12 protein-coding genes are annotated in these 11,762 nt (G+C 38.6%); 6 read left to right on the top strand and 6 right to left on the bottom strand.

From position 1 onward, the window contains the following. Positions 1-228, top strand: a 228-nt coding sequence (locus tag JHD79_RS14570) for a hypothetical protein (RefSeq protein ID WP_199120038.1), incomplete at its 5' end; no start/stop codon positions are given. A 13-nt stretch (positions 229-241) separates the two neighbouring features. On the opposite strand, the gene recA is transcribed toward JHD79_RS14570, so the two are convergent. After that, positions 242-1,252, bottom strand: coding sequence for a recombinase RecA (gene recA / locus JHD79_RS14565; protein WP_199120037.1), 1,011 nt, complete (start codon positions 1,250-1,252; stop codon positions 242-244). A gap of 115 nt (positions 1,253-1,367) precedes the next feature. Further along, the gene (gene nth / locus JHD79_RS14560; RefSeq protein WP_199120036.1) at positions 1,368-2,048 is read right to left on the bottom strand and encodes an endonuclease III; all 681 of its coding nucleotides are present in this window, start codon (positions 2,046-2,048) and stop codon (positions 1,368-1,370) included. A 140-nt stretch (positions 2,049-2,188) separates the two neighbouring features. Here nth and mtgA point away from each other — a divergent pair, with 140 nt between their 5' ends. Next, a complete protein-coding gene (gene mtgA / locus JHD79_RS14555; protein ID WP_199120035.1) occupies positions 2,189-2,908 on the top strand; it encodes a monofunctional biosynthetic peptidoglycan transglycosylase in 720 nt (239 codons plus the stop codon). Here mtgA and JHD79_RS22815 read toward each other — a convergent pair. Further along, positions 2,888-3,115, bottom strand: a complete 228-nt coding sequence (locus JHD79_RS22815; protein WP_233164716.1) for a hypothetical protein — start codon at positions 3,113-3,115, stop codon at positions 2,888-2,890. The two genes, mtgA and JHD79_RS22815, sit on opposite strands and share 21 nt — an antisense overlap. A gap of 135 nt (positions 3,116-3,250) precedes the next feature. Here JHD79_RS22815 and JHD79_RS14550 point away from each other — a divergent pair, with 135 nt between their 5' ends. The 3 genes from JHD79_RS14550 (at position 3,251) to JHD79_RS14540 (ending at position 7,157) form a co-directional block, all read left to right on the top strand. Beyond that, the gene (locus JHD79_RS14550) at positions 3,251-4,030 is read left to right on the top strand and encodes a LuxR C-terminal-related transcriptional regulator (protein WP_199120034.1); all 780 of its coding nucleotides are present in this window, start codon (positions 3,251-3,253) and stop codon (positions 4,028-4,030) included. A 406-nt stretch (positions 4,031-4,436) separates the two neighbouring features. Continuing rightward, positions 4,437-5,498 carry a hypothetical protein gene (locus tag JHD79_RS14545; RefSeq protein ID WP_199120033.1) on the top strand — a complete coding sequence of 354 codons (1,062 nt, stop codon included), beginning with the start codon at positions 4,437-4,439 and terminating at the stop codon, positions 5,496-5,498. A gap of 426 nt (positions 5,499-5,924) precedes the next feature. Further along, positions 5,925-7,157: a tetratricopeptide repeat protein gene (locus JHD79_RS14540; RefSeq protein ID WP_199120032.1), complete on the top strand. Its 1,233-nt coding sequence runs from the start codon at positions 5,925-5,927 to the stop codon at positions 7,155-7,157. Between the two features lie 129 nt (positions 7,158-7,286). Here JHD79_RS14540 and JHD79_RS14535 read toward each other — a convergent pair whose 3' ends face one another. Next, positions 7,287-9,728: an AsmA family protein gene (locus JHD79_RS14535; protein WP_199120031.1), complete on the bottom strand. Its 2,442-nt coding sequence runs from the start codon at positions 9,726-9,728 to the stop codon at positions 7,287-7,289. Positions 9,729-9,787: 59 nt separating this feature from the next. Then, positions 9,788-10,273: an ABC transporter ATPase gene (locus tag JHD79_RS14530; protein WP_199120030.1), complete on the bottom strand. Its 486-nt coding sequence runs from the start codon at positions 10,271-10,273 to the stop codon at positions 9,788-9,790. 51 nt (positions 10,274-10,324) lie between these two features. Between JHD79_RS14530 and JHD79_RS14525 the strand changes: the two genes are divergently transcribed. Next, complete coding sequence (locus JHD79_RS14525) at positions 10,325-10,807, top strand: hypothetical protein (RefSeq protein ID WP_199120029.1); 483 nt, start codon at positions 10,325-10,327, stop codon at positions 10,805-10,807. Between the two features lie 125 nt (positions 10,808-10,932). Here JHD79_RS14525 and JHD79_RS14520 read toward each other — a convergent pair whose 3' ends face one another. Beyond that, positions 10,933-11,721: a (Fe-S)-binding protein gene (locus tag JHD79_RS14520; RefSeq protein ID WP_199120028.1), complete on the bottom strand. Its 789-nt coding sequence runs from the start codon at positions 11,719-11,721 to the stop codon at positions 10,933-10,935. Positions 11,722-11,762: the final 41 nt, after the last annotated feature.

Here is an 11,762-nt window from a genome sequence, read left to right as displayed (position 1 = left end):
CCCCCCCCCCCCCCCCCCCCCCCCCCCCCCCCCCCCCCCCCCCCCCCCCCCCCCCCCCCCCCCCCCCCCCCCCCCCCCCCCCCCCCCCCCCCCCCCCCCCCCCCCCCCCCCCCCCCCCCCTCTTTCCGGACCCGCCCACCCCCGCGATCTACACTATGGCTCGATCGTCGGCAGCGTCAGATGTGTATAAGAGACAGCCATGATCAAATACATGGTGCGCTTTTTTAATATAGTTAGTTGACTATTTCTCTTCCAATTGCTCTCCGGTAACTTCTGCCCTGATCTTATTTTCGATTTCTTCGGCTAGCTCTGGATTATCCAGCAATAATTGCTTAACAGCGTCCCTGCCTTGACCCAACTTGGTATCGCCATATGAAAACCAAGAGCCCGCTTTTTTGATGATGTTGAAGTCCACACCAAGGTCGATGATCTCACCAGTTTTAGAAATACCTTCGCCAAACATGATGTCGAACTCTGCTAACCTGAAAGGAGGAGCTACTTTATTTTTTACAATTTTAACTTTTACACGGTTACCAGATACCTCGTCCGAATCTTTGATCTGTGATGTTCTACGGATATCTAGACGTACCGAAGCATAAAACTTTAACGCATTACCTCCGGTAGTGGTTTCTGGATTGCCAAACATCACCCCAATCTTCTCACGTAATTGGTTAATGAATATACAGCAACAGCCAGTTTTGGAAATGGTTCCCGTTAGCTTACGTAAGGCCTGGCTCATCAAACGAGCCTGCAAGCCCATTTTGCTATCGCCCATTTCGCCTTCTATCTCTGCTTTTGGCACTAAGGCAGCAACAGAGTCGATAACAATCACATCAATAGCGCCCGAACGGATCAGGTTATCTGCAATTTCCAACGCCTGCTCACCGTTGTCTGGTTGAGAAATCAATAGATTATCAGTGTCTACACCTAATTTTTTTGCATAAAATTTATCGAAAGCATGCTCAGCATCAATAATGGCTGCAATACCACCCTTTTTTTGGGCTTCTGCAATAATGTGTGTGGCCAAAGTAGTTTTACCAGAAGATTCTGGGCCATATATTTCAATGACACGTCCTTTTGGTACACCACCTATGCCTAAAGCAATATCAAGACTGATAGAGCCAGTAGAGATGGCTTCCATATTTTCTACGGCCTGATCGCCTAATTTCATAATGGAACCTTTACCATATGATTTTTCAAGTTTATCTAAGGTGAGCTGTAGTGCTTTTAATTTTTCTGCGTTTGGATTCATGTTCGTAATTCTTTGAAATAAATATAATAATACGTTTCGGCAAATAAATAATTAAATAGTATAACTAATAATTTTAGCAAACATATCAAAATGTTTTGGTTTGATGCAAATTATTTTAGGATTTTTTTGAACTTTTTTCTGGAAGCTTGGGTTTTGCTGTTTTTTGGAGCTTTTCATAATATTGACAGAAGCTGGTAAGCTCGCAAATATTACATTTTGGATTTCGTGCCACACAAATATAACGGCCGTGTAGAATGAGCCAATGATGGGCAATGGCAATGGTGTGTTCGGGCAGGTTCTTTACCAGGTCTTTTTCAACGGCAAGCGGTGTTTTCCCCTTGGTAAGTCCTAAACGATTGGCCACCCTAAATACATGGGTGTCTACAGCCATAGCCGGAGCATCATAAACAACAGAGGCAATAACATTAGCCGTTTTTCTGCCAACACCTGGCATTTTCTGCAAAAGGTTAACATCGGCAGGTACCTCGTTATTAAATTCATGCAAAAGCATATTGGCCATTCCCACCAAATGTTTGGCTTTGTTGTTCGGGTAACTTACGCTTCTAATGTAGTCGAAAACAATATCTGGGGTGGTTTCTGCCAATGCTTTTGCATTAGGAAATCGTTGAAATAGGGCAGGTGTTACCTGGTTAATGCGCTTATCGGTGCATTGGGCCGATAAAATTACGGCAACCAACAATTGAAAAGGGTTATTGTAGTGCAGTTCGGTTTCGGCATGTGGCTGTTTGCTGGTAAAATGTTCAACAAAATGCTGGTAACGTTCTTTCTTTAGCATGAACAAATATAGAAATTTACGATTTTAGATTTACGATTTTAGAGCTTCGATTGATGATTTGTTTGGACATGAGATGTTAGATAGCAGAAGATAGGGATTTCAGTTTCTGCTTTCCGCTAAATGTTTTTACCTTTATGATAATGGCAAGAAAATCTACTGAAAGAAATGTGAAAAAGCCTTGGTGGAAACGCCTGGGCATGTTATTGGCCAAAGTGTTGCTCTGGTTCTTTGTGTTTTCGATCATTTGGGTCATCGCTTACCGATTTATCAATCCACCTATTACCTTGTTAATGGTACAAAGAAATTGGGAGCGCAAGGCTGATGGTAAGCCAGCAAAGATAAAGAAGGAATGGGTCGGTTTTGAGGAGATCTCAGATAACATGAAACGTGCTGCCGTTTCGGCCGAAGACCAGCTTTTTTTAAAGCACATGGGCTTTGACCTGAATGCCATAGAGCAGGCTTATGCCAATAATCATAAGGGGAAGAAAATAAAAGGCGGGAGTACCATTTCTCAGCAAACGGCCAAGAACGTGTTTTTATGGCCTGGCAGATCTTATGTGAGAAAAGCATTTGAAGCGTACTTTACCCTGCTGATTGAGCTGTTGTGGAGCAAGGAAAGGATTTTAGAGGTTTACCTGAACGTAATTGAAATGGGCGATGGTATTTATGGCGCAGAGGCTGCTTCACAGACCTATTATGGCCATTCCTGCAAAAAAATGAGCAAGGCTGAAGCCGCTTTGGTCGCGGCCTGTTTTCCTAATCCGTTACGCTGGAACCCCAACAAAGCCACTCCGTACATCAAACATAGGCAATATCTCATTATGAGAAATATGCGTAGGCTAGGGCCGCTGGATTTTTAAGGCCGCCATTTCATCATCTGAGCTTTCTATTTTCTGAAAAGCAAGTGTAATGCTGCTATTAATGCTTAGCCCTGCTTTCCATTTTAGCCCTTCGCTTTGCGCAAGGGCTGCCATTGCAATCTGGTTTATTGTACTTAGGGCTGTACATAAAATACAACTTCCGAAGCGGAGGCCGGTATTTCCTGATCCGCAAAAGCGCTTTTGCACTGGTGCAATTTTAAGGATTTTAAAATGTTGCTAACCAGTTTTTTATGTTGTTTTTAATTTTTAAATTGGTAGAAGAATGAGTTTGGTATTTTGTTAAGCACATCTTATCAGTCTTTTCGGCTAAACCAACTATGAATGAAAAATATAGATTCAGACTTTTTCCTAACGGCCCACAAGTTTTGGAAAACAGTTGTAGATAAAGAAACCACTGTTGATCCGGCCCAGCTACAAGCCCAAATAGAAGCCCACAAGCGCTTACTAAACGTTTTTCAGGCTGGCAACTATTTTTATATGATCTTTAACATGTACACGGGAAATGTGGATTTTGTGAGCAGCGATGTTAAAGAAATATTAGGCTACGAACAAGAAGAAATTTCTGCAGCATTTATGATGGATAAGATGCATCCAGATGATAAGACCCATTTTTTGAATTTCGAATATAAGGTAGTCGAATTTTTTAAAGCATTACCTTATGATAAGATACCCTATTATAAAGTGCAGTACGATTTCAGGATTAAAAAAAGGGATGGCCAATACCTGAGAATACTTCACCAGGCCGTGCAGATAGACTATGATGAAGATAACTTTTATCGGACCCTTTGTTTAGAGACCGACATTACACACATTAAACAAGAAGGAGTACCCTGTTTTTCCATCATCGGCCTCGATGGCGAAGCCTCTTACTATAATATTCAGCCCATGCAGGTCTTTACCAAATCGTATGACCTTTTTACCAGAAGGGAAAGGGATATTCTAAAGGGCATTATAGAAGGAAAAACCAGCCAGGAAATGGCAGCACAAATGTTCATTAGCATTCATACCGTAAACGCCCACAGAAAAAATATATTGGCCAAGGCGGGCGTGAAAACAGCTTTAGAACTGGTGAATAAGTCTGTTAAAGAAGGTTGGGTATAGAAAAATAGCTAGTTGTAGCTATTTTTTCATGTTTTTAGAGTGTCTAATTTTATGATGTGCATTTAGAAATTTCCATCATGAAAAAACATTCCCGCTATTGCTATTCTTGCTTCGGTTGTCGATTTGTTTTGGGCAAAGCCCGCAATGGGAACCGTGGACTTCTGTTTCTTGCTATAAAGGAATTCAGTACAGTATCAGAAATTAGACTTTAATAAAAGTACGAATAGTTATTGGTGGAAAAATAGTTACTCTAAGGCAAGTGAGCTTTAATGATGTATTAACTAAGAATACTGCTATAAATTACATCAAAAGGTAGTTGATAACAAAATATATTTATATGAATTGAACAACTGAGGGAAAAGTCGAAATCCGAATTTTTAATTACTAGGCACTAAAATTTACAAAAATGAAAAAAGTATTTTTACTTACTATTTTATTATTTCAAATCACATTTGTTTTTGGACAATCAAAAGAATGCATAGACAAATACAATAAAGTGACACAATTTCTTAAAAATATAAAAACTTGTGAACAAGCAAATCAACCACCTAATGCAGAATTGAAATCTTGGACAGATTATGTAACAGAAAATTGTCCACTTTATGCAGCTGAACATAAAGATTGGCAGATTGAAATGGATAGAATTTCTAAACTTGGTTGCAATGGCTCGACCCAAGGCAAATCTTCGCAAAGCTCAAATTCTTCACCTAATTCAAATGGTTTTGGGGGTTTCATACCATCAATGGCTAACGACCCAATCTATAAAGCGGGAAATCAACTAATGGGTGCATTAGGAAATTTAGCAGTTGAACAACAAGCACAAGCAAAAATAAATGTTGGCAAAGATGCGCAAAGAGAAATAGTAGAACTATCAAAATTGGATGTTGAACCCGACAATGAATTAGTAAATTCTCCCGAAGATTATTTAAATGTTTCATTAACTACTAAAAAAATCTCTAATTTAAATAAACTTGGAACAATTAGTATTACAAGAAAATCCCCAACAATTTTCGTTAGTGAAGATGACGTGAAAGTTAAGGTTTATAAAGCAACCAAAATAAATGCGACATTCTTTGGAGCAAACACTGTATTTGTAAAATCACTTGATTTTAGAAGAATACTTGCAGATAAGCCAGTTGTAGAAATTTTTGGATTTGCCTATAATAACAAACCCATTGAATATAGGGATGTTGAAAATGCTTTTAAACTAAATAAATTATTTAAAACCTCTCAATGCTATAAATACAAAATAAATGAAACTGATTTTGATAAAGAAAAATGTATTAAAAGTGTTGAAATTATTGAAGTTGTAAAAATAGAAAATGCAATAAATGTAAATGCTAAAATTGAGGGTGTTAAGTTTACTTCATTCAAATTAATAAACTTTAATAAAACTAGTTTTACACTTATGTATTTTGACAAGGAAAAAGAAAAAATTTATAACTTCTTAATACCAATAAATGAATAAAAACTGCGGTCAACATGGGCTTTGTGTCATTCGGGCTGACGTGCAAGGCTCAAGTTTTGTGTTTTTAATGCCCTAAAACGTTAATGGCATATCTTTTATTAATAAAGCGGAGGCTAATGCCTAACTTTCACCATCGCTGTTTTTTGGTAATAGATCCCATAGCGATTATTTAATCTATACTACAAATTCTATAAATAGCACAAACTATACGTACATAAATACAAATGGTATAAAATATGGCAGCGGCTACTATTTGCCTATCAAATTTCTTTTAATTGTCAATTTAACTACACCGTTATTTGCTTATATGAAAGTTAACATTGCGGCAGATAAGGTTACGATTAATAAAATTGTTTACAAAAAGGTAGGCAGTTTAAAGGTAGGTGAAGAATAGCCGTCTTGTATATTTTTGGTTAAACTTTGATTATGAAAAATATAATACTACTTCTAGCATTCATGTTTCAAATAACAATTTCTTATGCTCAGCAAAGAGATGAGGTTGGTCATGCCGTAACAACATGGTCTAATTGGTCAACAACGGCTTGCCACAAAGGAATAGCTTGGCGGTTTAGACAGAGCTTTTATTCTGGTAATAGTGGTGGCTTTACTTGGGAGTACGAGGTGAAGAACAATTACGGAAGACAAGTTGCCTTTAGTTTCCAGTTCAGTGAAAGCGATGCAAGCTCTGGAAATACACCAATGAGGAAAACATTAGCCGCCAATCAGGTATATAGAAATACAGCATTACCAAATGCTAGCAAGATAAATTATTTTGTATTCAGTGTATGTTTTAGTGCGGATGGACGATGTAAGGATGAATGTTACTCGCCTTGTGACAATGGGACGCCAAATATCCCAGATTGTGCTAATTCCAGTTCTTCGTTGTCAGGTAGTAGAACATCAACCGCTTCTAATACAGTTCAAAATACTCAAACGTATACAAGTCCTCAACAAACTAAAGCTCAAAAACAAGCACAGGCATTAAATGTAATTTCAGGTTCTTTAATGGATTTAGCAAAATCATTTGATAAGGCAAAAGCCGAAAAAAGAGAAAAACAACAAAGAGAAGTGGAAGCTAAAACTCAAACTTCTTACATTGAGCAAGCTGCTGTGGAAGCAAACAATGGCACTGATGATGGCTATAGAAAAGCTGCAAATTTGCTGCTATCGCATGTAAGTGAACTAAATGGAGACGAATTAAATACTTTAGGCTTTTACTTCTGGAAGCAAAAAGATTATACGAATTCTTTTAAATATTTTAAAATGGCTGCATCTAAAGGGTCTGATATAGGTATTTATGATTTAGCTTATGCCTATGAAAACGGACATGGAACTACAGTTGATAAAAATATTGCATTCTATTATTATTCAAAAGTTAGTGCAAATTACAGCGATATTGCAAGCGTTTACCATCAGTTAGGTCATCTTTGCGAAGAAGGCTACAATAGCGATAGCAACAAATCTGATTTTCAAGCGGCATATAATTATTTTATAAAGGGTGCTAATTTAGGTGAGGTAAGCTGCATGTTCCATTTGGGTGATTATTATAATAACGGAGGCAAATTGGCTACCGATTTACAAAAAGCCAAATATTGGTACCAAAAGGCTTGCGATTTAAAAAATGAAAAAGCTTGCGATAAACTAAACAATTTAAAATAGGTTGTCTACATTGTAGGTTGAGATTAATTTGCCTATCCTTGCTCCTTAGGTTGGTGTTGTCGACATGACCGAGGAGTATGATGTTTTTTAAATCTATAATCAGTTGTCACCAGCCATAGTAATATGGCATCACAACTTCTCTTCCCTATCTTTTTTACCATTCCATTTGATCTTGATTTTACCATCTTCATCTACTGCTTTTAAGTGCAGTACAATGCCTTTCATGCGGGCCAGCTCCCTTTCTTCCTTGTCTACTATTCCAGCGCTCTTTTTAGGATCCCGCAAGGGGATGTCTAAGGCGATGTTGGTACCCGAATTAAAGCCATAAACGCCTTTTACATTAAAATTGATGGCGCTAGAGTTTACTTGCATTGGACTGATGTTCACTTTATCTCCCTCAAGGATTAATGTGCCATTTAATCTCTCTAATGCTATGTTAGAGAGATTTCTGCTTCGAAATACAAACTTTCCCACCTTTTCTAACGGCTCGAAGCCCATCAGCGCCGCCTTGTTCAAAGTGAAGTTTACGTTTCCAAAAATGGATCTGGGCACTATATTCCCCTTTTCGGTAATGCTGCCGGAAGCGTTCACTTTTGCCGACAGGAAACCCTTGAGGTTTTTATTGGTCACAGATTGCTGTCCAAAATTATCAAAGGCATAGAAAAATTCCTTCACGCTTACATTATTAATGGTTGCATTCAGCTTCATCTTGTTTATTGCACCTTGCTGCTCTATTTTTCCGTTTACATTTACCTTTCCACCCGCATGGTTTACGGTGATTTTGTTGAAGTATACACCATTGCCAATTAATGATATGCTGGCATTGAGGTCTTTGGCTACAAACTTATTATATATAGCCCTGCCTACATTTAACTGAATTTGTACCTTGGATGCCTCTAGTGCGTTGCTGAGCTGTTCAGAAGCCTCTTTAAGGGTGTTCTTGGTGTTTGTTTTCCTCTTCGTCGATTTCCTGGGGCCTAAGAACGGAATGAACTCACTAAGGTATAATTGAGGACTGCTCATTTTTAGGTCGACCACTATCTTTTCCGGATCGGTATAATAAAAGTTCAGAAAATTGGCAATGTTGCAGTTCATGTTCAATACACTACGGCCCAATTGGAACCTGCTGTCGGTAATGTGCAGGTCCTTTTCGTTAAAGTTGAGGTTTAATGAACTGTTGACCAATTTTAGTCCCCGTGGAAGGTAGGTAATGTCGGCATTTTTTATAAGGATATTGCCATGTATAACAGGTTTGGTGAACAGAAAATTATCAATGTCAGCTTGGCAAAAAAGCTTTACATCTGCCGTACCATTTTTGAAGGCGAAAGTTTCACCTCCCAATGAGCTGTTTAATCTTTCCAATGGAAATTGAGAAGTGACTAATCCTTTGGCCAGCGGTCGTTCAAGGTTGGAGATGATAAAAGTGTCTGCCTTGATGGGTGCATTGTAGTAGTTGGCGGTTAGTCCGTAGAATTTGATGGCAGAATTAGGATCACCGATAGGTCTTGCGCTGGTATCCTGGTTGGAGAAAAAACCTGTAAAGCTACAGTCGGTTAATTCGCCCGAAGGAATGGATACTTTGTTGTTCTTAACCAGCATTTTAACATTGATAAGTGGGTCTTTATGTGATTTATTCCCATCGTCAATGATACTTCCTGTTACATCCACCGGCTTTTCAATACCAAACTTTAAGAGCTTTGATGAAATGTTGGGTGATAATAAAAGGGAGATATTCCTGTATAGGATTTGATCGGCCTTAATGGCAATGGCAAAGGCCGCATTATTTTCGGCAATATTGATATTGGCCCCAATATCAAAACGATCGTCTCCTATCTTTAACGGCTTCTGGTCAATGGTAATCACCTCGGTGTTATTGTCATAATGTGCAGTCAGATTTCCTGCTAAGATCTTATCCTTTAAGAAACTCCCCTTTCTGGTATTGAAAGCAAAACTTTTGATTTGGGTTTTTAGTTTAAATTGGCCATCCCATTTGCCCATTGGATACTTGATTCTCCCTTTAAGCTCGTCTACATAGAAATTGAACAGTTTAAAGCGTTTTTGATTATCCACTATCAAGTTTACCTTGTTCAGGTCAATTTTTCTTATCTGCAAAGAAGTCGAGCTACTATTGTCGCTGGCCTTTTCATTGTTTTTAGTTCTGAACATACTGGTATTGGTGTAGCCACTAGAATCGGTATAGAGATAGATGTTGGCATTATTGATGCTAACTTTACTGATGTTAATGGTCCCGATCAACAATGAAAGTGCATTTAAAGTGACATCGATATCTTTGGCCCTAAGTAGTTCATGATGGTGCTTGCTCCATAGGCTGTCCTTTAAGGAGACATTTTTCAGGGATACGGATACACCGGGAAAACCTTGTAGCAAAGTGGTTTCCATGCCAGATACCTGTACCGTTCCATTAACTTTGGTATTGACCTGATCCAGTATTTTAGCTAAAATTTCTTTGTTGTTCTTGTTGATGTAATAAGCGATTCCTATCCATATAAGCGCAATGAGTATGATAAGACCAGTAAGAATTTTAAGTGATAGTTTAAGCCAACGAGACATACATGGTATTTGTTATGAAGATAACAAAAAAAAAGTCAGCTTGTTTGGCTTTGCCTTTTTTAGATGCCCAGCTGTTCTGAAAAGATGTTTTTATGCCAACTGCTTTGCAGTGGAACTTCCCATTTTTGCTCAAATTCCATTAAGGTTTGGACCAAGTTGTTGAAAACAATGGTATCTAGGCCGATCTTCTTAATGGAGATAAGCGTTTCGAAATCTTCCTTTGGAACCACGTGTACCTCATCATCTATTTTATAGGCCATGTTAAATCTGTTGAAAAGATCTAAGCCAAATTTGTTTTCGATCTGTTTGATTGTCTTTACCGAAGCATCAATAGAACAACCCGTAGCATGGGCTGTTTCTTGGTCTACGGTAAGTACAATAAAGTATTGGTAGAAGATTCCGCCCTTTGCCTTCAATTGATGGCCATGGGCCTTCCATTGGCTGGTAAAGTCATCCAGTATCTGCTGAATTTCAACCGCCTCTTGATGGGTGAATTTTCGGTTGCTCTGGTAGATCCAAACTTTAGATTGTGGAGAAAAAATCATAGATCAAAAATATCAAATTATTTAAGTTTACACTATTAAAACGAGACTCTCATGGGAAAGTTTACATTGAACTTAAAAAAGTGTGTTTTCTTTTTGATTGGCGGAGCTTTTTTTCTGTTTTCTGGTTTTGCTATTCCAGAGGATAGTCGGCTTTTCATTCATCATCTATTGAACAAATATTATGATAAGGAAGGGCAGGTGGAGACGCTGAAACGCTATGAATTAAATGTTACCAACAATGGTTTTTGTAGGTACAGGAAGGTATATGCTAATGGGAAGGAAGAGTTTTTCGCATTTAACCTGGCCCGTTTTAAATCGATGGACTATTACGGGGATACTCGTAGTGGTGAATTATACCTGCGTACCAATAATGATGATGTAATTGTGCAGACCAGAAATGACAGGGCGGGTGCCATTGATAGCATGTCGACTTATATGATAGTGCCTTTGAAAAATATCGACGCGGAACAATTGAACGAATTGGCCGCCCACTTTAAGCAAATCACACAATCGCAATTGGCTTTGAATAAATAGGTGAAAGGTGAGAAAAGTAAACGCTTGACACTTAACGAATCTTAACTTTTTTTATGGGTTTTAAAGGTGAAGTTGAGGCTTCGCCGTTTTAAAAATGCCGTAAGTCGTTTCAACAGCCAATAAGTTTACAGGCCATTGGCCCTTACCGTAATTTCGGCAATATCCAGTACCTTAACTTCTTGATCTTTGTCTTTTAGTTTCACGCCATCATTGAGCATGGTCATACAAAATGGACATCCTGCGGCAATGAATTGGGGTTGGGTTTCTAATGCTTCTTCAATACGTTCAATATTAATGTCCTTATTTCCTTTTTCAGGCTCTTTGAACATTTGTGCTCCGCCAGCACCGCAACAGAGTCCATTAGACTTACAACGCTTCATTTCTACCAGTTCAGCATCCAAAATTTCTAATGCCTTTCTGGGAGCTTCATAAATGCCATTTCCACGGCCAAGATAGCAGGGATCATGATAGGTGATTTTTTTGCCCTTAAAACTTTCACCACCTTCGGCCTTTAACTTGCCCTGGTTGATCAGGTCTTGTATAAGTTGGGAATGGTGGATGACTTCATAAGTTCCGCCTAATCCCGGATATTCGTTTTTAATGGTATTGAAGCAGTGCGGACATCCGGTTACAATTTTTTTGATGTTATAGGCATTGAGTACCTCAATGTTGGTCATGGCCTGCATTTGGAATAAGAATTCGTTTCCGGCTCTTTTTGCAGGATCGCCCGTACAACTTTCTTCTGTGCCCAAAACTGCATATTTGATGCCTACATGGTGTAAGATTTTACAGATATCTCTGGTGATTTTCTGTGCCCGTTCATCATAACTACCTGCGCAGCCAACCCAAAACAGTATTTCTGGTTCTTCTCCCGAGGCCAATAATTCGGCCATTGTTGGTACTTTGAATTCCATATTCTTGTATTAATATTGATCAGGTATCAAGATCTGATCTC

Source organism: Pedobacter sp. ASV28 (assembly GCF_016428855.1).
In the GTDB taxonomy this organism is placed as follows: domain Bacteria; phylum Bacteroidota; class Bacteroidia; order Sphingobacteriales; family Sphingobacteriaceae; genus Pedobacter.
The sequence above is the reverse complement of the archived record's forward strand: the minus strand, read 5'-3'. Positions and strand labels throughout refer to the sequence as shown.

Coding starts and splice junctions, on each gene's coding strand:
- recA (WP_199120037.1), bottom strand. CDS start 1,252: ATGAATCCAAACGCAGAAAAATTAAAAGCACTACAGCTCACCTTAGAT.
- JHD79_RS14525 (WP_199120029.1), top strand. CDS start 10,325: ATGGGAAAGTTTACATTGAACTTAAAAAAGTGTGTTTTCTTTTTGATT.
- JHD79_RS14540 (WP_199120032.1), top strand. CDS start 5,925: ATGAAAAATATAATACTACTTCTAGCATTCATGTTTCAAATAACAATT.
- JHD79_RS14530 (WP_199120030.1), bottom strand. CDS start 10,273: ATGATTTTTTCTCCACAATCTAAAGTTTGGATCTACCAGAGCAACCGA.
- nth (WP_199120036.1), bottom strand. CDS start 2,048: ATGCTAAAGAAAGAACGTTACCAGCATTTTGTTGAACATTTTACCAGC.
- JHD79_RS14535 (WP_199120031.1), bottom strand. CDS start 9,728: ATGTCTCGTTGGCTTAAACTATCACTTAAAATTCTTACTGGTCTTATC.
- mtgA (WP_199120035.1), top strand. CDS start 2,189: ATGGCAAGAAAATCTACTGAAAGAAATGTGAAAAAGCCTTGGTGGAAA.
- JHD79_RS14550 (WP_199120034.1), top strand. CDS start 3,251: ATGAAAAATATAGATTCAGACTTTTTCCTAACGGCCCACAAGTTTTGG.
- JHD79_RS14545 (WP_199120033.1), top strand. CDS start 4,437: ATGAAAAAAGTATTTTTACTTACTATTTTATTATTTCAAATCACATTT.
- JHD79_RS14520 (WP_199120028.1), bottom strand. CDS start 11,721: ATGGAATTCAAAGTACCAACAATGGCCGAATTATTGGCCTCGGGAGAA.